The sequence below is a fragment of the Pinibacter aurantiacus genome, assembly GCF_019130065.1.
GTDB lineage: Bacteria > Bacteroidota > Bacteroidia > Chitinophagales > Chitinophagaceae > Pinibacter > Pinibacter aurantiacus.
Map to the genome: position 1 here is coordinate 76,347 of NZ_JAHSPG010000002.1, position 20,832 is coordinate 97,178.

The window sequence follows — 20,832 nt, forward strand, 5'->3', positions numbered from 1 at the left end:
CTTTTACGTATTTTACACAACCAAATAATTACTAAAACCGGGCTGTACACCAATATGAAAATGGCGAAGCAGAAAAAAAATATTTATACGTTCAGTGTTTTTGTGGCAGCAATGTTGATGATTATTGGTTGTGCATCTTCCAGGAAGAAATTCAATCCCGATAAAAAATATTCTCCACAGCAATTAAGAAGTGATTACTCGTTGTTCAGGAAAATTTTGGAAGAATCTCACCCCGGGCTTTACTGGTATACTTCTAAAGATTCGATGAACCGCTATTTCGATAGTGGCTATGCCCGGATAACAGATTCGATGACGGAACCACAGTTCAGGGCATTATTAAGCTACGTAATTGCCAAGATCAATTGTGGCCACACCACCACCAAAAATTCAAAAGCATTCAACAGATATCTTGATACAGTAAGACTTCCATTGTTTCCCCTGGGCGTTAAATTTCTAAAAGACACGGCTGTTATAACTGCCAACATCAATGGCAGAGATTCCATCTTAAGACCGGGAATGGTTATCAATAGCATCAACAATATGCCTATAACTACCGTTCGCGATAGCCTCATGCAGTATGTTTCTGCAGATGGATACAACAGCACACACAAGCGCCAGTCGATAAGCAACGGCTTTGCATTTGGTGCTTACTATAAAACAGCGTTCGGACAAACATCGAACTTTTCAATAGGCTTTACGGACAACGCAAATAATGCCAGGGTTTCATCTGTGAAATTGTACAAGGCAGGAAGAGATTCCACTTTTAAAAGACAAATGGCTTTTACACCAAAGCCATCAAGAAAAGAAAGACGCAGACTCGATCTGAGCAACGAAAGAGTGCTGACTATAGATACCGCACATCAAACCGCTTTTTTGGAGATCAATACTTTTTCTGCAGGCAACAGGCTAAAACATTTCATAAAGAAAAGTTTTAGAGAAATGAAACACAACGGAGTAAAACACCTGGTTATAGATGTTAGAAACAATGGCGGAGGAGACGTCTCCAATTCAACCCTACTCACCAAATTCATCATTGATAAAAAATTCAAACTCGCTGATTCGTTATATGCTGTGAAAAAGATCAGCACCTATGGCCGGTACATTAGCAACAGTTTCATAGTATGGCCGTTCATGACTTTTACCACGAGAAAAAGAAAAGACGGGCTGTATCATTTTGGTTTTTATGAGCGCCATTATTTCAAACCACACAAGCACAATCACTTCTACGGCGATGTGTATATATTAACAGGCGGAAATTCTTTCTCAGCCACCACCCTGTTTGCGGGCGCCATAAAGTCTCAAAAAAATGTGTTGATAGTAGGCGAAGAAACTGGTGGCGGTCAGTATGGCAATTGTGCATGGTTTATTCCCGACGTTACTTTACCCAATACAAAGGTTCGTTTTCGACTGCCGAAATTCAGACTCGTAATTGATAATAACATAGTGAAGAATGGGCACGGTGTAATGCCGGATGTGGAAGTGGTTCCCACGACAACTTCGATCGGAAAGGGCGAAGATTTGAAAATGGCGAAGGCGCTGGAATTAATAAAAAGCGTACAGACGCATTGAATGCGTCTCTCTTGCGCCCCAACGTTTTTCGAACCTTGTTTTGGTGTGACAGAGACGCATTCAATGCGTCTCTACAAAAAAACCGTGTAAATCAGTTTAATCAGCGTCATCAGTGTGCCAATTACCGTATACTGGAAACTTTGAATGTAATTTCTTTCAAACCTTCATTTTCCCTGGCGATAATTAAACGCACCCTTTGATTTGGCGCCTGCAACAATCCTTTGTAGATCTGCACATTTCTGCTGGTGTTTTCATTGATCGCAACAATCACATCGCCCTCGCGAAAACCAGCCGCCGCTGCCGGTGAGCCTTTCATGATATCGGTGATTACCACCTGCCCTTCGATGTAGTAAATGCTCAAACCAGAATAAGCATAATCAAACGGCTCCCGGAAATGCGAATTCGGCATCAGGTATATTTCTCTTTTCTCGTAATTGAGGATTACGTTAAATCGCCTTAGCAGATCATTGCCAATTAAACCACCTAAGTATGGATAAGAAGTAACGTTGTAGTCATCTTCAAAAATGTAGGCCGGCACTTTTCTGAATTTGTATGGCCCCAGCTTGAAAGATTTTAAAGTTGTCAGTCGCATTTTCGTTTTACCGCCAAGCCCCTCCGCTTCCGTTTCTACAATTTTTTTCTTTGCACTAAACTTCAAACTGTCATCCGCAAAATCTTCTGAAAACAATAAGCATAAGCCTGCGCCGGAGTCAAAATAAAATCTTGCATTCAGGTTGCGCTGCTCTTCTACCGACCCTTCCTGGATTGGAATATTCAGTATGCCAGGTTTAAGCAAATGACCCCCTCTCGGATATTTTAAAAAGCCTTTACTGTAAACGTGCATGATGAGGCTGTCGTAATCAATTTTTATAATGTACCTGTTGAAAAAACTAAAACCAATAATACCATCAATTGTTTCGCCGTATACGCTTGTTAAAATATCATAGTCATTAATGTGAAAATTGAGGCTGTCGACCGATAAACCCGGAAGTTTGAGAGAGTGATTATTGGCAAAGCGAACGGGTTTAATGCCAGCAATACCCCTTACCGTTTTGTTGGAAGCTTCGGAACCTATTTTATATCTTTCGACGGTAGAAGAATCGAGAGAAATGCCGCTGCTTCCGGTATCAAGAATAAAGTGAAGCGTATCCGGAATATCATCGAGGCGGGCATAGACAATAATAACACCACCGTTATATTGTTTAATCGGGAAGCTGGTAAGCAGTTTTGCCGGAGCCTGCAAAATTTCCTGTCCTTTCGCAAGGGAAACAGATAAGAGCATTGTCAGCAAAACAATCGTAAGCGAAAAATTATTTCGTCGCAATCTTTTTTATCGTTAAAGGTGAAGCGGGTGTTGTCTGTTTAAATATAATATTTTTTGTCTATGAAGTTGCGGGATGGTGGGGATTTTATTTGAACGGCATAGTAGAGACAAGGCATTGCCTTGTCTTTTCAGAAATGCGGCGTGTGCGAAGAAAGACAAGGCAATGCCTTGTCTCTACAGGTTCACCAATTTCTCCGCTGCCGCTTCCAGGGTTTCGTTTTTCTTGGCAAAACAAAATCTCAGTAACTTATCATCTTTGCTATTCTGATAAAATGCAGACAGTGGAATTGTGGCAACGCCAAACTCTTTCGTTAAGCGAATGGCAAAATCAGCATCTCCTTCATCAGAAATGCGTTCATAGGAAGCCGTTATAAAATAACTTCCGGAAGATGACTTCAGATTGAAACGTGTTTCTTTCATCAACTCAATAAAATAATCTCTCTTTTCCTGCAAAAAAGGAGAAAGCTGCAGGTAAGAATCTTTATCTTTTAAAAAAGTTGCCAATGCTACCTGCGCGGGTGTAAAGCAACTGAAGCAATTAAACTGATGTACTTTTCTGAATTCTTTCGTGAGCGCTGCAGGAGCAATGGTATAGCCGAGTTTCCATCCCGTGCAGTGATATACTTTGCCAAAAGAAAAGCAAACAAAACTTCTCTCCATTAAATCCGGATAGCGAAGAATGCTTTGATGCGCTATGCCATCAAAGATCAAATGCTCGTACACCTCATCGCTGATGATGAAAATGTTTGTTCCCTTTACAATCTTTCTCAGCTCTTGGATGTCGCTTTCTTGCAAAACGGCACCCGTTGGGTTATGCGGAGTGTTAATTATAATCGCTTTTGTTTTTGGTGAAATATTTTGCTTCACCAATTGCCAGTCAATTCTAAAATCGGGAATGGTTAGCGGTAACAAAATAGCCTTGCCGCCATTCACTTCGATGTTTGGAACGTAGCTATCGTATGCCGGTTCGAAAACGATCACTTCATCGCCCGGTTGCAAAATGGTGGTTAGGGATGAATAGATTGCATAAGTGCCGCCCGGAGTAATGGTAATATCTGTATCAGGATTAATGGTAGTATTATAAAGAAATTGAACTTTTTCAGCAATCGATTCACGCAGCGGCATCCATCCCGCCATTGGAGCGTACTGGTTATAGTTGTCATTCATGGCCTTGCTCACCAACGCAATCAGTTCCTTGCTCATCGCATAATCCGGTAAACCCTGCCCGAGATTTACAGCATTATGCTGCGCCGCCAATGCGCTCATAGTCGTAAAAATTGTGGTGCCTACATTGGGGAGCTTGCTTTGGATGTGAATTGACATGAGGAAATTTTTGATGCTCAAAAATAATTGAATAACTGATTAACTGAATAACTGAGTGGTTGAATATCGAAGAGCAAGACTGACTTTGAACTTTCAGTTAATCAGTTATTCGGTTATTTGTCAAAAAGTTGGTAATAAACTAAACAGACACCCCTGCTTATTTGTATACCAATAGTGGTTTACCGTGAAATAATTTACATGTCTTCCTTTTTTTCTAATTTTGGCATACTTATTTAACCTGAACAGCCCCCCGTATACACCAGTTTTAATTTAATATCCCCTGATTTCAACCTTCCGTCGATTGTGTACCTATTGGAAAACTCCAAAAATTATAGGTAATGAAATTTTCTGTCTTTCCCTTTTTGAAAAAACTACTCAAGGTTTCCGGTATTTCAATAGCTGCCCTATTGTTGTTGCTGTTTATTGCACCATATCTTTTGCCAAATACTGTAGCTACACACATAAAGAACTGGACAAACAAAAGCATAGATGGCGAGCTGGAATTTTCCAAAGCAAGGCTTTCTTTCTTCAATCATTTTCCTTCACTTACGCTTACACTCCATGATTTTTGCCTGAAGGGATCTGCGCCGTTTAAAAAAGATACATTGATCGCTGCCAAAGAAATGGCGCTGGGTATTAACCTTACCACATTGCTTTATAGCAAGAAAGTAGTGATAGATGAAATATATGTAGACGGCGGAAATATCAAGATTCTTGCAGACGAAAAAGGACATGCAAACTACAATGTCTATATTTCCAAAACAGATTCAACGAGGAAGAAAGATGAATCAGACACGTCATCAGCCAACCTCGAACTAAGTAAAATTGTCATCAACAATTCACACGTATTGTATGACGATAAATCCGTTCCCCTGCATATAGACGCATTTGGTTTTACCTACAAAGGCACAGGCGATTTCTCGGAGTCTATCTTTGACCTGACGACTAAGGCCAGAATCGACTCGATCGATTTTTCATTCAGCAATATTTATTACCTGCAAAGAAAAAATGTAAAGGCAAACCTGGTCACCAAGATCAACACAAAGTCACTTGCATTCATTTTTACGAAAAACAGGTTGAAGATAAACGGCCTGCCCATCACATTTAATGGCACGTTAGACTTTCTCGAGAACGGCTATGCGATGGATCTTTCTGTTAGCTCTAAAAAGGCCGGTCTTTACGATCTGTTCACCGCCATGCCACCGCAATATGTGGAATGGCTGAAGAAGACGGACGTAGATGGTTTTGCAAACCTTCTTCTTACATTGAAAGGAAAATACATAGCATCAAAAAATCTTTCGCCAGACCTTAATTTTCACATGGATGTGGATCGTGGTTTTGTGAGATACAACAACGCGCCGGTTCCTGCCAAAAACATCGCGCTCAGGCTGGATGTAAAAATGCCATCGCTGAACCTGGACAGTATGCAAATAAATGCCGACTCCATTTCTTTCAATCTTGAAAAGGATTATTTGAAAGGCACCATTCGCACAAGAGGTTTTTCGCAGCCGTATGTTTTCGCAAATGTAGATGCCAACATGAATCTCGAAATGCTGCAACGTGCGTTCGGCTTCACGAATTACGATACAAAAGGAAAAATAGACCTGCAGTTACATGCTGATGGAAATTATACCACAGATACTCTTGTGAAAAGAACGCTTAGGAAAACAATAATTGATACTGTCGTTACAAGTATTCCGGCATTTACTATCAAGTCGAGTATGAGCAACGGTTATTTCAAATACGCATCGTTGCCGGAAGCAATTAAGAATATCAACTTCAAACTTGATGCGTCCTGCGATAGCAACTACCGTCACATGAAGTTTGATATTGCAAACCTGAATGCGACGGCGCTGAACAGTTTCATCAAAGGAAATATCAACCTGGCCGGCTTACCGGATGTGTTCGTAAACGCCAACATACAATCCACCCTGAACATGCAGGATATCGAAAAAGTATATCCGCTGGAAAGCATGCAATTGAAAGGAGCTCTTCAACTGAATGTGAACAGCAAAGGCACTTACGATGCAGACAAAAAGAAATTTCCTGTAACCACGGCAGATATTCGTTTGGCAGACGGCGTTCTCAAAACCAAGTATTATCCCAATGCGATTGAATCTATAAACATCAACGCAAAAGCAGATGACAGTGACGGAACGCTGAAAGGGCTTAACGTTAACGTTGAACCGGCGTCTTTTGTGTTCGAAGGAAAACCGTTCTATGTAAACGGCTCACTGAAAAACTTTGAAGACATTTTATATGACATTACTGCAAAAGGTGAACTGGACATCGACAGAATTTACAAGGTATTTTCACAAAAAGAATTTAATGTAACCGGGCTTATCAAAGCAGATTTTGCATTAAAGGGAAGGCAAAGCGACGCCATGAACGGCCGCTACACGAAATTGAACAACAGCGGAACACTTGAAGTAAAAGAACTTGCTATAACACATGAAGCCTTTCCACAACCGTTTAAAATAACAGAGGGCCTGTTCAGATTTAACCAGGATAAAATGTGGTTCAATAAGTTTATTGCCCAATACGGAAGCTCTGATTTCAGGCTGGATGGTTACTGTAGCAATGTACTTAACTACATACTGAACGATAAAGCCGTGTTGCAAGGCGATTTTAAACTCGATTCGAAATTTATCGATGTAAACGAGTTTATGGCTTTTGCTCCGGCGCAGGACAAAAAATTGCCCGAGGAGGCAAAAGCATTTCCCGCAGAAACACCTACTGCAACTGGTGTTGTGATCATTCCGGAAAACCTTAACCTGCACCTGGCCGCGAATGCCGCGAAAATAAAATACAACGATATCGTTTTAGAAAACTTTACAGGAGACGCAACACTTAACAACAGCCAACTGACATTGAAACAAGCAGCATTTAACATGATAGGCTGTAACGTTTCTATGGATGCCGTTTATGCAAGCGTCAATCCCGTGAAGGCCAATTTCGACTATCACATTACCGCCACTGATTTTGATGTAAAACGAGCCTATAACGAAGTAAAAATATTCCACGACCTGGCAACGGCAGCAAGTAAAGCAGAAGGAATTGTTTCTATAGACTACAAGTTAAACGGCAAACTGAATGAAAACATGATGCCCATCTATCCATCGCTTGTAGGTGGAGGAACGCTTAGCGTAAAGAAAGTGAAACTTAAGGGTCTGAAATTATTCAACGCCGTGGGTAGTAAAACCGGTAAAGATGACATTAAGGATCCCGATCTTTCTAAAGTTGATTTTAAAACAACCATTAAAAACAACCTCATAACACTTGAACGCACCAAAATGAAAGTGTCCGGCTTCAGGATCCGCCTTGAGGGCCAAACGAGCTTCGATCAAAGACTCAATCTAAAAATGCGCCTCGGCCTGCCGCCACTCGGCATCATCGGCATACCCATAAAAGTGACCGGCACTGCCGAAAATCCAAATATAGCCGTGGGGAAAAATACGGATCAGTTGGAGGAAACGGAATATGAGGACTAATTAAAAATTAATATGCTGCAGTCTTGAAAGAGTGCAGCACTACTGGTAGCTTCACAGTTTTGGAGGCTCGCTATTTATAATAAAGAGCACCTTATTAATTACTAATTATTAATTATTAATTGTTGTCACAGCGTCTTCTTCATCAAAACATCCCTCTGCCTATCATTCCCCAACAAAAACTCATGTTCGCTGAATTGTTCGAAGCCGAATTTTTTGTAGAACGCTATAGCAGTTGGATTAAATTCCCATACGCCCAGCCAGATAACTTCTTTGTTCAACTCTTTGGCAATGGAAAGTGACTTTTTCATCAATGCAGAGCCAACGCCTTTGCCAATGGCTTCTTTGATGCAATAAATGCGCGCCAGTTCAATGGCGTTCGCAGAACTGTTTTCGTCCGGCAACGGTTCTTCGCGCAGCCGCACATAGCCGGCGGGAACATCGTTAAGGTATGCAAGCAGAAAAATGTTTCCCTCTTTTCCAACCTCAACCCTAAGCGCGGGAATAGTAAATTGCTCGTTGAGAAATTTATCCATATCCTCCTTTGTATTTTGCTCATGGAAAGAATCATAAAATGTCTTCTGACTCATTTCCGCAATAAGGTCCGCATGTTCAGCTGAAGCGATTATAATTTTTATGTCTTCCATAAATACAATGTTGGCGAAAAATAGAGTGAATTCAAAGAATAACAAAAAACACGGTAGGAGGTTGGGTTGTCCGGAATGGACTGGTCCTTTATCTACGAAAGGCGTTAAATCAAAACAAGCTGATTGTGTTCGCTTCGCGATGTTTAACATGTCGCTCCTATGGGGCTGGCTATGGAAATCTGGATTGTCATCTTCCCATACTAACGTTCCGCTCCTACGGAGCTTGGTGCTTGAAATTCAACCAGCCCTATCGGGGCGGTACGTTAGTTGTAATTATTGGCGTTATCGCGAACCAACTGCCAGCCCCGTAGGGGCGACATGTTAAATATCGCGAAGCGAGAAATACTAGGTGCCCCCTAACCTGTGCCCACATTTCACTAAAACCCGAAAAATCTCGTGACCGGATTGTTATAGCACAACGTTGACTATACAATCTGCCTATCTTTGAGCCTATTAAAAAATTCGACAAACCAAACAGATGAAAAGAATCTTATCGTTCGTATTGGCTTTTCAATGTAGTATGATATTGTTTGCGCAGCAAACACCGGATGCAAAGACTTTGCAGGAAACAGGCAAGACTTTTATGCGCCAGGGCGATTATACAAACGCGTTGCTTTCTTTCAACAAAGCACTTCAACAAAAACCCAATGATCTTGAAATACTGAAAGACATCGTTTTTAACTATTACCTCAGTCACGATTATTCGAAAGCATTGGAAGTAGGCAAACCGTTGCCTGAAAGACCAGATGCCGATGTGCAGTCGTACCAGCTGCTGGGAATGGTGTACAAAGCAATCGAAGAAAGAAAGGACTGTGAGAAATTGTACAAAAAAGGCATCAAGGCGTTTCCAAACAGCGGCGTGCTATATAGTGAATACGGCGAAATGCTGTGGACAAAACAAGACTACAGCGCCATCAAACTTTGGGAAAAAGGAATTGAGGTAGACAAAAATTATTCTGGCAATTACTACAATGCTGCTAAATATTACTACTTCACAAAAGACAAAGTGTGGGGTTTGATTTACGGGGAAATTTTCCTGGATCTCGAAAGCTACAGCCGCAGAACAGAAGAAATTAAAAAGCTGGTGTTGGAGGGTTACAAAAAGCTGTTTGTGGAACAAAACCTTACCAAAGATCAGGACATGAAAAACGAATTTGTAAAAGCCTATCTTGAAGTAATGTCGCATCAGACAGATATCGCTGCAAACGGCATTACCGCTGAAACGCTAACCATGATCAGAACAAAATTTCTGCTTGAGTGGATGGACAAAAAAGCACTGAGTTTTCCATTTAAACTATTCGATTATCAACAACAACTATTAAAAGGCGGCATGTTTGATGCGTACAATCAATGGTTGTTTGGAGCGGCGCAAAACCTTACTACTTTCCAAAGCTGGACAACAACCCACGCTGCGGAATACGAGAAATTCACATCTTTCCAAAAAGGAAGGGTTTTCAAATTAGCCGATCATCAGTATTACCAGACGAAAAAAGACTAGGAGTCAGATAGCATTATACAAAAGGCAGCCCACAATTTGAGGCTGCCTTTTCTTTTCGGTTCCAATGAAGCTAATTGTTGTTAGTGGCATCTTTGGCAATGTTATTTCCTAAAGAGCCTTTGATAGCATCGCCTTTGTTTAAATGAGGCTTCGACGAGCTCAGCCTTACAGCAAAAGCAGAGTGTCAGGCTGAGCTTGTCGAAGCCCCGTCGATAACGAGACCTCTTAGATTAAAGCTATAGCATTTAAAATTCTCCAAATGCTTATTATGTTTGTGTTTTATACAACTATGTCAATCAGAACCTATTGCCTATCAATCATCGTTATCTGCATTCAATCAGTTTTCGGATTTTCTGTCAATGCGCAGCAATCAGCAACTCATTCAATAGCCGCAGCTGAAAACATTCCTCAGGATCATATTTGCGAAGAAAAATTTCTGCTGATCAATGGCATTGAGCAGTGGCTTACTATCAAAGGAAATCTCTCGAAGCCGGTTATCTTATTTCTGCATGGCGGACCCGGAAGCGTTATGAGCCCTTATGCTGATCATATTTATAAACAATTGGAAAATGATTTTATAGTTGTGCAATGGGATCAACGAGGAGCAGGCAGAACCTTTGGCAAAAATGCACCCGGGGAATTGACCAAAGAATTTTTACAAGCAAATGTCCTGACCATCGATCAAATGGCGGCAGATGGCATCGCACTAACTGAGCAACTTTGTAAGCAACTGAAAAAGAAAAAAGTCATACTCTTCGGGACGTCATGGGGCTCTGCGCTTGGTGTTACTATAGCCACAAAACGACCAGATCTGTTTTATGCATATGTGGGCCACTCACAAATTGTAAACCCGGACAGCGATGATTTACTTTACAACAAAGTGCAACAGTTGGCACAAAAAAACAACGACACAGCTTCCCTGAACAAACTAAATGCCATTGGCAAACCACCTTATGAAAGAGCGAGAACAGTTGGAAAGTTGTGGAAGATTGTCAAAAAATATGAAAGGGAAAACTCCATCCCCGCACCTCAATCATGGTTCATAGAAGACTCCGTTTATGCAAATCGTAAAGATGAAAAGGACCGCGAAGACGGCGATGATTATTCTTTTGTCAATTTTGTGGGCGACAAGCAACTCGGAGTATCATCGATGCGAGCATCCATAAACTTTCTGAAAAACAATACCAGCTTCCAACTGCCGGTTTACCTGATCCAGGGCGAGGAAGATATCTTAACGCCTAAAGAATCGACAAGGGCTTATTTTGACAAACTAAAAGCCCCGAAAAAAGAATACTTTTTGTTACCAAAAACAGCCCACGGCTTTAACCAGTCAGTCGTTGATACTCAGTATAAAATTTTCAAGAGTATACTGGTTTTCTGAAACGGAAAACCCAATCAACCGCAAAGCGCACTACGTTGGCGCAAAGGAAACGAAGGATACGCATAAGAATCTCCCTTCTTTTCTTTGCGCAACCTTTGCGCACTTTGCGGTTGGAAAAAACCCGAGTCAATCAGGCAGTCTGCACTCTCTAAACTCCCTTAGAAATAGTTTGAGATGTTTTTACAATCTTATGATATTTGAATATCAGTGTTACAACTTCGAATAGGTAAATGTTGTACCTTTGGGTTCTAAAATTAGAAATTAACTATGAAAAGGATATTACTTCCTATCGCGGCAGCTCTCTTCATCATCAGTTGCCAGGACGCTCCCAAAGCTGACAAAGCTGAAACGGCAGAAAAACAAGCTGCTGCTACAGCCGCAGGTACAGAATTTAAAATTGACACCGCTACAAGTGTTGTTGGCTGGTTGGGAACAAAACCAGTTGGTCAGCACAACGGAACATTGAAAATAAACAATGGTGAATTCACGTTGGCGGATGGTCAAATCGCTGCCGGTAAATTCATTATCGACATAAATTCTCTTACAGATGTTGACATGAAACCAGGCGACGGAAAAGAGAAAATTGAAGGTCACCTGAAAAGTGCAGATTTCTTCGATGTTGCTAAATATCCAAACGCAACTTTCGAAATTACTAAAGTAGAACCTTTGGCAAACGATACAGCTGCTACACACAAAATAAGCGGAAACCTTACTTTGAAGGACAGCACTAAAAACGTAACGTTCCCTGCGAAGATCACAGTTGCAGAAAACACCATCAATGCTTCTGCAAACTTTAATATTGACAGAACACAATGGGGCATGCATTACGGAAATGATAAATCTTTGGGCGACAAATTCGTTCGTCCTGAGGTAAACCTTCAGTTGAAAATAGTAGCTAGCAAGTCATAATTTTTGTTGTTTTGTTTTAAGGATAAACCTCGCGAAAGCGGGGTTTATTTTTTTATCCAAAGTGAGCACGTAGGTTTTGAAACTGAATAACTGAGTAACTGAATAACTGAATGTTTGTGTTTAGTCTTAGTTTTCCACATTGAACCACTCAGTTATTCAGTTACTCAGTTATTCAGTTATTATCTGTGTCATCTGTGTCCCGTTTTAAATTAAATTACGCCCATGAGCGATTACATTTCATTTGAACAAATACCTTTTGGAAGCGACAGCTTTGCCGACAACCCGGAACCACGATGTCCGTGCGTGCTGGTGCTGGACACATCCGGCTCAATGTCTGGTCTGCCTATCCGTGAATTGAACGAAGGCATTGAAACCTTCAAGCAGGAACTCCTCGGCGATCCTTTGGCAATGAAAAGAGTGGAAGTGGCCATGATCACATTTGGTCCCGTTTCCATTGAATCAGATTTCCAGACGGTGCCAAACTTCTACCCCAAAACTTTACACGCCAACGGCGACACACCAATGGGAAGCGCCATTTCACTGGCGGTGGACATGGTTACGAAAAGAAAACAGGACTATAAAAACCACGGCGTTTCTTACTACAAGCCCTGGATCATTTTAATAACAGACGGCGCTCCTACAGATGGCTGGCACCACGCTGCCTCGCAAATCAAAGACGGGGAAGATCGCAAATCATTCGCCTTTTTTGCCATTGGCGTAGAAGGTGCAAATATGGATGTGCTGCAACAAATATCCGTTCGCCAGCCTTTGCGATTGAAAGGCTTAATGTTCAGAGAATTCTTCATGTGGCTATCGGCTTCCATGAAAATGGTTTCAAGTAAAAACCCGGGAAGCAATATCACCATGTTGCCACCAACCGGCTGGTCAGAACTATGATGTGGAAAGCAATAGGACAAAGCGCTATCGGAACTTCTCATCTTGCCACAAACAAATCATGCGAAGATGCGATTGCCTACAAAATTGTAAACGCAGCCAATAATGAAACAGCATTGATCTGTTGTGTAAGCGATGGTGCAGGCAGTGCAGCATATGCAGAAGAAGCATCAACAATCGCTACGCAAAAAGCGATTGAGTTGTTTGAAGAATGCATTGCCGCAGAAAAGGATGTTGATAACTCAATTGTCATGTCTGTTGCAGAAAACATTTACGATGTCTTTGCAAACCTTGCTGAAGAAAGAGGCGTTGAAATAAATGAATTTTCTTCCACTTTTCTTGGATGCATTTTGCTGCCAGGGAAATCTGTTTTCTTTCAAATTGGCGATGGAGCCATCATTCGTGATGACGGCAACAACGGCTACGCAGCCATCTGGTGGCCGCAAAACGGAGAATATTCCAACACAACCGTGTTCCTGGTGGACGACATCAATTTTCCCAATCTTAAAATAACAACGGTTAACGAACGCATAAATGAAGTTGCTATTATAACAGACGGATTGCAACACCTCACATTGAACAATGAAACATCCAGCGTACATGGACCATTTTTCAGTGATCTGTTTAAATGGCTGCGAATGGCAAAAAATGCTGAAGAAACAGAGATACTCAACAACAAACTGAGGGAGTTTCTCTCCGGCCAAATGATCAACAGCAGAACCGACGATGATAAAACCTTGTTCCTCGCAACAACGCTCAATAAATGATCAACAAAACATATACCGGTGAAAAAAATTCGTACACAGCTTCCCGTGAATTAGGGAAAGGCGGCGAGGGACAGGTATATGAACTTGCCAACAACTACTCGCAGGTGTTGAAAATTTACAATGAGGCGCTTAGCACAGACAAGATTGAAAAGCTGCGCACAATGGTAGCGATGGGCAATGCCCAAACACTAAACTATGCAGCATGGCCGGTTGATATTGTGCGGGATAATGGGACTGTTGTAGGTTTTGTAATGAAGAAGCTGGACAACTACATGCCGCTGCATATGCTGTTCAGCCCAATGGACCGAAAGAAAAATTTTCCTGACAAAGGCTACAACTTTCTGGTGCACGTGGCAAGAAATCTCGCCACTGCTTTTTACGCCCTCCACTCACAGGGCCTGGTAATTGGTGACGTAAACGAAGGAAACATCCTGGTGAACAGCCAGGGCATGGTGGCGTTTATCGATTGTGATTCTTTTCAAATAAAAAACAACAGCAGCTATTTCTTTTGTGAGGTGGGCGTGCCAAGATACACGCCGCCGGAACTGTTGAGTAAATCGTCGTTTAACAATGTAATCAGAAGCGTAAACACCGATAGCTTCTCAATGGCAGTGTTAATTTTCCAATTGTTGTTTCTTGGCAGGCATCCATTTGCAGGTCGCAACATTTCCAATGAAGACATTGACGAAGAAACGGCCATTAAGAAATATTTGTTTGCTTATTCTGTTAACAAACTGAATAAAAAATTACTGCCGCCAAACGACAGTTTTGCCATTAGTAATTTATCGCAGCAATTAGTCGCACTCTTTCACTCCTCTTTTGAAAATGAAATTGCGAGGCCCGAACCTGAGCAATGGATGAAAGCGCTTGACGAGTTTTCAAAGGAAATGTCAACCTGCGAAAAACATAAGATTCATATTTATCCCTCAACGCTTGTAACCTGCCCCTGGTGCGACTTTAAGGATCGACGCAATATTTATTATTTTCTGGACGACAGTTATACGCAGCAAATACCTGGATCTGCTGATATGGATAAGTTCATCAACGGATTTAAAGTTGAGCAACTTAACCTGAAGAAAATTTCATTTCCAAAGCAGAACAAACAGGCCATTCCACCAAGCCCGATTTTGGATATTTACAAACGCTATAAGATGTACCATCGAATCGGAATGGCGATCATAGTTGTAATTGCCATTTTAATTGCGATTTACGCAACACAATTTTCTTTTCTATCGCTTTTCCTTATTGGCTTCTCATACAAATTGCTTCCGTGGCATAGAGATATAGTAAAAGAAAAAAAGCGACGCGAACTTGCATACAAAACACAGGGACAATTGCTGGAGACTGCATTAAAAGAATATAACACGCCGAAAGAACTCAACAATTACAGCAACAACGCTTCGAAATTGGAAAGGTCCATCGATCAGTTCAAAAGGCTTCCAACAGAATTGCAGAAACGGAAACGTGAAATGGAAGAAGAGGTGTACAATAATCAACTGCATGTTTTCCTGCACCAGTTTTTGCTGGACGACTTTACTATAGCGGGTTTCGGTGCGTCGCGAAAAGCAACACTGGCAACGGCAGGTATCAGAACGGCGGGAGATATTACAAAGCTCACATCGATAAAAGTTCCCGGCATAGGCCCGAAGTTTATTCAAAACTTATTGTCGTGGCAAAGGCTGGTGGCTTCAAGATATACCTACAAACCAGACAATGATTTATTGCAAACGCGTTATGCCCTGATCGCTACACAAATAGAGCAACAGAAAAGATATCTGGAAAATGAAATAAAGAAAGATTACAATTCACTCAATTATTTAAAGACAAGTATCCTCAACCGCCAATCGCAACTAGAAACGCAAATCAATTCATTACACAAAGAGTATTGCCAATCCATTGTTGACTACGAAGCGTTCAATAAAAAATTCGGCGGCTTCACTTAGAGAGCACACGGATAACACGGATTGGACGGATTTACACGGGTTTCTCAAAAGTTGAATAACTGACTAATTGAATAATTGAGGGTTCAAAATCAAAGGAGATTCTTATGCATACCATTCAATTATTCAGTTACTCAGTTATTAACACCCATCAGCGTAGATCAGTCAAATCAGCGTCATCTGCGTGCCAAAAAAAATCCGTGTAAATCCGTCTAATCCGTGTGCTATCAAAAAAGCCTCCATTCCGAAGAATGAAGGCTCTTAATATAAACAACACCATTAAACCTTAAGCGTATTCTGCAACATAGTGTGTGAAGAATTCTTCCTTCGCACGACGAACTTTTTTCGCTTTCGCAAGATGGTCCGAATCATCTCTGTAACCCAATGCAAGCGCTACTACAGAAGTCAATCCTTTTTCTTTCAAACCAAGCACTTCATCAACTGCGGCAGGATTAAAACCTTCCATTGGAGTCGTATCCACTTTTTCAATTGCAGCAGCCGTAACACCCACGCCTAAAGCAATATATGCCTGGCGGGCAGACCACTGTTGCAGGTTTTCTGCAGAGCGACCTTTAATAGCATTCATCAACATATCGCGGAAACCGCCAAGATCCTCTACTTTAATGCCACGCACTTTCGCGGTGTTTCTCAGATACTCGTCAATATGTTCCTCTGTAACGTTATCCCATGCCGCAAATATCACAACAGCGGAACCGCTGATGATTTGTGGCTGGTTGTACATAGCAGGAGCCAATTTCTTTCGCAACTCTTCATCCTCCACCACGATAACGTGGAAAGGCTGCAAACCCATTGATGAAGGAGCGAGGTTGATAGCCTCTAAAATGTTATGCAGCTTTTCAGCAGGTACTTTTTGACCATTCATTTTTTTAGCCGCATAGCGCCAGTTCAGTGAATCAAGATATTCCATATAAATTAGTTTTATTTTTAAGAATCAATGTTTAAACAAAGGTATAAATAAATTGACGTTCAAACATCAAAAAGGTGTTAAAAAAAATAACACCGATAGAATTTCGGTGTTATTTGTATGAAAATCAGATATTTATTAAAAAACTACAGACGCTCGAAAAGCGCTCTCAATTTTTCGCGGGTCATTATTGTTTCCCAATCCTTACCCAAAGCATTCTCCCAAAGTGGTTTCATGCCAAGGGAAACATTGATCATAATGTCGAATTGTTCATCAGTCAAACCTTTACACACTCCTGTTGGGATGTCAATGTTGTTTTTCTCCACCATTCTTTTGAACTCATCTACCCCAGCAGGATAATATTCTTCCAAATGGTTCATTACTATACAGTTGCCTATGCCGTGCTTGGTGCCCAGCAAATAACTTAAGCCGTAGCTAACCGCGTGCGTAACACCCACTTGTGAATAAGCGATGCTCATACCACCTGCGTAAGAAGCCATCATCAGTTTATCGTCAGAAGTTGCGTCCCAATGATCTCTTTTCAGGAAAACATCCTGGCAAAGTTCAAGAGCCTTTTCGCCATAGCTTTTGCTGAATTCGTTCAGGAAAGTTCCTTCAAGGCTTTCAATGCAATGGATATAGCAATCCATACCGGTATAAAAACGCTGGTTAACCGGCGCGTCGGCAGTTAACTCAGGGTCCAAAACGATTTGATCAAACGGTGTAAAATCAGAGTTCATGCCCAGTTTGCGGGTTGGTCCGGTCAAAACAGTTGTACGGGAAACTTCCGCACCCGTTCCGCTCAATGTAGGAATACCAGCTTTGTAAACACCGGGCTGTTTTACAAGGTCCCAGCCTTGATAATCTGCAGAAGAGCCAGGGTTTGTCATCATCAAACTCACTGCCTTAGCAAGATCCATTGTAGAACCACCACCGATACCAATGATACCGCTAACGGTTCCAAATTCATCTTTCAGTTGTTGTGCCAGCGCATCTACCTGTTTGGTTTTAGGCTCAAGCGTAACGTCTGCAAAAATTATTTTATCCTTTCCTCTCAAAGGAATGCGGCTTGGCAAAGCCTTTCCTTCAAAAAAGTGGTCAACCAAGAAAATCATCGGAGCGTCTGATTTGCGCTTAGGCGCCAATATTTCGTCTAACTGATTGAAGCTACCGCGGCCAAACACCACGTAATCAACCATTTTAAAATTTCTAAACTGCATAAATAGGATTTGAAGATGAAGCGAACAATCGCTATTGGGTTACAAAAGTAGGGCGGGGCAATTAATAATTAATAATTAAAAATTAAAAAGGTAGTCGTCGCTTAAGTGTTATCAAACATCTTAAAACTTTGACCGAGTTCCCTCTTCCTTTTTTTGATTTTTTACTTTTTCCTTTTGATTTACTCTTCGTCCTTCATAAACGAAGCAGCCTTATCAAGGTCGCCTGGTGTGTCTATCTCAACTCCCATATAATCCACGATCACCATTTTCATTGGAACGCCGTGTTCGAGGTAACGAAGACATTCTACTTTTTCAGCAGATTCCAAGGGCGTCATGGGCCAGTTGGTAAAATTTAAAAGCGCTTGTTTACGGAATGCATAAACGCCAATATGTTCGTAGTAAGGAATCACAAGATCTTTATTACGCGGATATGGGATCACGCTTCTGCTAAAGAAAATTGCGTTCATGTTAATATCCACGGCCACTTTTACATAGTTAGGATCGTCGATGTATACTTGTTCAGTAAGCGGCTGCATCATTGATGCCACCTGTACTTTTGTACCCTCTTCGCCTTCAAAAACCTGCAACAATTTTTGCAAAGGTTCTCTTTTCACAAAAGGCGTATCTCCCTGCACATTCAAAACAATATCTACATCCAGATGGCCCGCGGCTTCCGCAATACGGTCGCTGCCACTTTCGTGAAGCTTTTTGCTCATAATGGCATTACCGCCATGTGAAGTAATCTCTTCGAAAATAATATCACTGTCCGTTACCACCACCACCTGGTCAAAAAGTCCGGTGGCCAAAGTATTGTCATAGGTATGGCGGATAATGGTTTTATCGCCGAGCATTTGCATAAGTTTTCCCGGAAAGCGCGTAGCAGCATAACGGGCCGGTATCATTGCAACAATGCGATTGTCTTGCATGTAAAGAAAAGTTTTCGCAAAGCTAGGGATTTTTGAAGTTGCCGGTAGCGAGCTACTTTCCCCTCTGCTTCTCCACTGCCTCCTTCACCCATTCATTCTCATACCCTTTTTGCAAAAGGTAATCCTGCATTTTGCGCATTTTTATGAAAATGTTTTTCTCACCCTTGAGTGTTTTCCATTTTTCCTCGGCCAGCTTGTGGAGTGTTTCAAAATAGGGTTCGTCTTCTATCGATTGGAGAGCTTTTTTTATGCAGTAGTCGCCTACTTTTTTTAGTTTCAGCTCGTATTTAATTTTGACTTTACCCCAATGCTTCATGCGAAACTTGCCGCCAGCAAACGCAATGGCAAAGCGCTCTTCGTTCAAATAGTTCTCCTCAATCAGTTGCGAAAGCATTGTTTCCACCGCAGGTTTATACAAACCGTAACTATAGAGTTTATCCTTCACTTCCTGGTGACTGCGCTCCTGGTAGGCGCAATATTGTTTTGCTTTTTGGAGCGCCTGCTCGGGCGTTAACGTTCGTTCAAAGGCCATGGAAGCAAAGATAGCCGAACGCCCAATGCTAAACGTCTAATGCTTAACGCAGAATGCCTAACGCTAAAAGGCAGCCTGCTGCACAGAAAGAGCCTTAAGCGTTAGGCATTCTGCGTCCAGTATTTGGCGTTTTGCGTTGGGCTTTGAGCGTTCAGCATTTTCTTCACACAAACTATCCCCCAACACTTGCCTATTAGTTAAAAATCATTAGTTTCGCCACTACATAAAATTTGAATTCAATTAATATGAAGTTCATTGTTTCATCTTCGGCCTTGCTGAAACAGTTACAACAGATCAGCGGGGTTATTAACTCCAATACGGTTTTGCCAATATTAGAAGATTTTCTGTTTGAGGTAGAAACGAATAAGCTTTCCGTAGTAGCAACTGACCTTGAAACGGTTATGCGCGTGCAGATCGAAATCGAAGCGAAAGAGAGCGGCAAGGTTTGTATTCCTGCAAAAATTTTGATCGACTCTTTGAAGAATATTGCGGATCAGCCACTGACTTTCAACATCGACAAAAATTTCGCTGTTGAAATTACAAGCGACAACGGTAAGTATAAAGTAATGGGCGAAAACCCTGATAACTTCCCTAAAGAACCATCTGCAGATGATACCACATCATTTACTTTGGAATCAGGTCAGCTGGTAACCGCCATCAACAAAACTTTATTCGCTGTAAGTAACGACGATCTTCGTCCGGCGATGACAGGTGTTTACTTTGAACTGGATAAAAACTATTTGCAGTTTGTTGCTACCGATGCACACAGACTGGTTCGTTATAAATTGACAAACGTTCATTGCCCGCAGAACGATTCTTTCATTGTGCCACGTAAGCCGCTGAACTTGTTGAAAACAGCATTGCCTGACAATGCAGATGAAATCACAATCAATTACAACAGCAACCACCTGTTTGTAAAGCATGGCAACACACAAATGAGCTGTCGATTGATCGACGCCCGTTTCCCTGATTACAAAGTTGTTATTCCTACAGACAATCCGTACAAACTCGTTGTTACGAAATCAGACTTTCAAGGTGCATTGCGCCGCGTAAGTGTATTCAGTAACAAGAGCACTAACCAGGTTGTGTTGAACATTCACGGAAGTGAATTGCAACTGGCTGCACAAGACGTTGACTTTAGCTTTGAAGGAAATGAAAGAATGAAATGTCAATACGATGGTGAAGACCTGGCAATTGCTTTCAACGCGAAATTCCTGATAGAAATGTTGAACGCTGCAGAAAGCGACGAAGTAAAAGTTGAGCTGTCTACACCAACAAAAGCTGGTATCATTAAACAAACAGAAGGCGAAGAAAACGAAGAGCTGTTAATGCTTGTAATGCCTTTGATGTTGAATCAATAGTAAAATAAATCTCTTTTATACAAAGGTTGTTTCAGAAATGGAACAACCTTTTTTAATGCCCTTTTCAACACCTTTCGTACATTTAATAAGGATTTGAAATTTATTAGATATTCTAAAAATAAATTTCA

Annotated in this window: 16 protein-coding genes; 9 read left to right on the top strand and 7 right to left on the bottom strand. The window is 41.4% G+C overall.

Going from position 1 to position 20,832, the window contains the following annotated elements; translation table 11 throughout:
• Nucleotides 1-60: 60 nt before the first annotated feature.
• A complete protein-coding gene (locus KTO63_RS03610; RefSeq protein WP_217789784.1) occupies nucleotides 61-1,569 on the top strand; it encodes a S41 family peptidase in 1,509 nt (502 codons plus the stop codon).
• A gap of 121 nt (nucleotides 1,570-1,690) precedes the next feature.
• Here KTO63_RS03610 and KTO63_RS03615 read toward each other — a convergent pair whose 3' ends face one another.
• The gene (locus KTO63_RS03615) at nucleotides 1,691-2,893 is read right to left on the bottom strand and encodes an aspartyl protease family protein (protein ID WP_232373014.1); all 1,203 of its coding nucleotides are present in this window, start codon (nucleotides 2,891-2,893) and stop codon (nucleotides 1,691-1,693) included.
• A gap of 174 nt (nucleotides 2,894-3,067) precedes the next feature.
• Nucleotides 3,068-4,216: a methionine aminotransferase gene (locus KTO63_RS03620; RefSeq protein WP_232373015.1), complete on the bottom strand. Its 1,149-nt coding sequence runs from the start codon at nucleotides 4,214-4,216 to the stop codon at nucleotides 3,068-3,070.
• 338 nt (nucleotides 4,217-4,554) lie between these two features.
• On the opposite strand from KTO63_RS03620, the gene KTO63_RS03625 reads away from it, so the two are divergent.
• The gene (locus tag KTO63_RS03625) at nucleotides 4,555-7,707 is read left to right on the top strand and encodes an AsmA family protein (RefSeq protein ID WP_217789785.1); all 3,153 of its coding nucleotides are present in this window, start codon (nucleotides 4,555-4,557) and stop codon (nucleotides 7,705-7,707) included.
• Nucleotides 7,708-7,832: 125 nt separating this feature from the next.
• Here KTO63_RS03625 and KTO63_RS03630 read toward each other — a convergent pair whose 3' ends face one another.
• Nucleotides 7,833-8,351: a GNAT family N-acetyltransferase gene (locus KTO63_RS03630; RefSeq protein WP_217789786.1), complete on the bottom strand. Its 519-nt coding sequence runs from the start codon at nucleotides 8,349-8,351 to the stop codon at nucleotides 7,833-7,835.
• 478 nt (nucleotides 8,352-8,829) lie between these two features.
• On the opposite strand from KTO63_RS03630, the gene KTO63_RS03635 reads away from it, so the two are divergent.
• The 6 genes from KTO63_RS03635 (at nucleotide 8,830) to KTO63_RS03660 (ending at nucleotide 15,743) form a co-directional block, all read left to right on the top strand.
• A complete protein-coding gene (locus tag KTO63_RS03635) occupies nucleotides 8,830-9,849 on the top strand; it encodes a tetratricopeptide repeat protein (protein ID WP_217789787.1) in 1,020 nt (339 codons plus the stop codon).
• 259 nt (nucleotides 9,850-10,108) lie between these two features.
• Nucleotides 10,109-11,230 carry an alpha/beta hydrolase family protein gene (locus tag KTO63_RS03640; RefSeq protein WP_217789788.1) on the top strand — a complete coding sequence of 374 codons (1,122 nt, stop codon included), beginning with the start codon at nucleotides 10,109-10,111 and terminating at the stop codon, nucleotides 11,228-11,230.
• Nucleotides 11,231-11,497: 267 nt separating this feature from the next.
• Entirely contained in the window at nucleotides 11,498-12,139 is a 642-nt protein-coding gene (locus tag KTO63_RS03645; protein ID WP_217789789.1) for a YceI family protein, read from the top strand.
• 222 nt (nucleotides 12,140-12,361) lie between these two features.
• Nucleotides 12,362-13,036: a vWA domain-containing protein gene (locus tag KTO63_RS03650; protein ID WP_217789790.1), complete on the top strand. Its 675-nt coding sequence runs from the start codon at nucleotides 12,362-12,364 to the stop codon at nucleotides 13,034-13,036.
• A complete protein-coding gene (locus KTO63_RS03655) occupies nucleotides 13,033-13,800 on the top strand; it encodes a PP2C family serine/threonine-protein phosphatase (protein WP_217789791.1) in 768 nt (255 codons plus the stop codon). Before KTO63_RS03650 ends, KTO63_RS03655 begins: the two co-directional genes overlap by 4 nt.
• Nucleotides 13,797-15,743, top strand: coding sequence for a protein kinase domain-containing protein (locus KTO63_RS03660; RefSeq protein ID WP_217789792.1), 1,947 nt, complete (start codon nucleotides 13,797-13,799; stop codon nucleotides 15,741-15,743). Before KTO63_RS03655 ends, KTO63_RS03660 begins: the two co-directional genes overlap by 4 nt.
• Nucleotides 15,744-16,026: 283 nt before the next feature.
• Here the strand turns inward: KTO63_RS03660 and KTO63_RS03665 are convergent, their stop codons facing one another.
• The 4 genes from KTO63_RS03665 to KTO63_RS03680 all read right to left on the bottom strand — a co-directional run bounded on the left by KTO63_RS03665 (nucleotide 16,027) and on the right by KTO63_RS03680 (nucleotide 19,343).
• The gene (locus KTO63_RS03665; protein WP_217789793.1) at nucleotides 16,027-16,668 is read right to left on the bottom strand and encodes an NAD(P)H-dependent oxidoreductase; all 642 of its coding nucleotides are present in this window, start codon (nucleotides 16,666-16,668) and stop codon (nucleotides 16,027-16,029) included.
• A gap of 143 nt (nucleotides 16,669-16,811) precedes the next feature.
• On the bottom strand, nucleotides 16,812-17,885 hold the full coding sequence (locus tag KTO63_RS03670) for an iron-containing alcohol dehydrogenase family protein (RefSeq protein WP_217789794.1): 1,074 nt from the start codon (nucleotides 17,883-17,885) through the stop codon (nucleotides 16,812-16,814).
• A gap of 179 nt (nucleotides 17,886-18,064) precedes the next feature.
• Nucleotides 18,065-18,811, bottom strand: coding sequence for a 3-deoxy-manno-octulosonate cytidylyltransferase (locus KTO63_RS03675; protein ID WP_232373016.1), 747 nt, complete (start codon nucleotides 18,809-18,811; stop codon nucleotides 18,065-18,067).
• Nucleotides 18,812-18,863: 52 nt separating this feature from the next.
• Nucleotides 18,864-19,343 (bottom strand): regulatory protein RecX, encoded by a 480-nt coding sequence (locus KTO63_RS03680; protein ID WP_217789795.1) that lies wholly within the window; start codon nucleotides 19,341-19,343, stop codon nucleotides 18,864-18,866.
• A 245-nt stretch (nucleotides 19,344-19,588) separates the two neighbouring features.
• On the opposite strand from KTO63_RS03680, the gene dnaN reads away from it, so the two are divergent.
• A complete protein-coding gene (dnaN, locus tag KTO63_RS03685; protein WP_217789796.1) occupies nucleotides 19,589-20,704 on the top strand; it encodes a DNA polymerase III subunit beta in 1,116 nt (371 codons plus the stop codon).
• Nucleotides 20,705-20,832: the final 128 nt, after the last annotated feature.

What these genes read in the sequence shown, in the direction of transcription:
- KTO63_RS03610 (WP_217789784.1), top strand. Translation starts at nt 61, where the DNA reads ATGGCGAAGCAGAAAAAAAATATTTATACGTTCAGTGTTTTTGTGGCA.
- KTO63_RS03620 (WP_232373015.1), bottom strand. Translation starts at nt 4,216, where the DNA reads ATGTCAATTCACATCCAAAGCAAGCTCCCCAATGTAGGCACCACAATT.
- KTO63_RS03625 (WP_217789785.1), top strand. Translation starts at nt 4,555, where the DNA reads ATGAAATTTTCTGTCTTTCCCTTTTTGAAAAAACTACTCAAGGTTTCC.
- KTO63_RS03630 (WP_217789786.1), bottom strand. Translation starts at nt 8,351, where the DNA reads ATGGAAGACATAAAAATTATAATCGCTTCAGCTGAACATGCGGACCTT.
- KTO63_RS03635 (WP_217789787.1), top strand. Translation starts at nt 8,830, where the DNA reads ATGAAAAGAATCTTATCGTTCGTATTGGCTTTTCAATGTAGTATGATA.
- KTO63_RS03640 (WP_217789788.1), top strand. Translation starts at nt 10,109, where the DNA reads ATGCTTATTATGTTTGTGTTTTATACAACTATGTCAATCAGAACCTAT.
- KTO63_RS03645 (WP_217789789.1), top strand. Translation starts at nt 11,498, where the DNA reads ATGAAAAGGATATTACTTCCTATCGCGGCAGCTCTCTTCATCATCAGT.
- KTO63_RS03650 (WP_217789790.1), top strand. Translation starts at nt 12,362, where the DNA reads ATGAGCGATTACATTTCATTTGAACAAATACCTTTTGGAAGCGACAGC.
- KTO63_RS03655 (WP_217789791.1), top strand. Translation starts at nt 13,033, where the DNA reads ATGATGTGGAAAGCAATAGGACAAAGCGCTATCGGAACTTCTCATCTT.
- KTO63_RS03660 (WP_217789792.1), top strand. Translation starts at nt 13,797, where the DNA reads ATGATCAACAAAACATATACCGGTGAAAAAAATTCGTACACAGCTTCC.
- KTO63_RS03665 (WP_217789793.1), bottom strand. Translation starts at nt 16,668, where the DNA reads ATGGAATATCTTGATTCACTGAACTGGCGCTATGCGGCTAAAAAAATG.
- KTO63_RS03670 (WP_217789794.1), bottom strand. Translation starts at nt 17,885, where the DNA reads ATGCAGTTTAGAAATTTTAAAATGGTTGATTACGTGGTGTTTGGCCGC.
- KTO63_RS03675 (WP_232373016.1), bottom strand. Translation starts at nt 18,811, where the DNA reads ATGCAAGACAATCGCATTGTTGCAATGATACCGGCCCGTTATGCTGCT.
- KTO63_RS03680 (WP_217789795.1), bottom strand. Translation starts at nt 19,343, where the DNA reads ATGGCCTTTGAACGAACGTTAACGCCCGAGCAGGCGCTCCAAAAAGCA.
- dnaN (WP_217789796.1), top strand. Translation starts at nt 19,589, where the DNA reads ATGAAGTTCATTGTTTCATCTTCGGCCTTGCTGAAACAGTTACAACAG.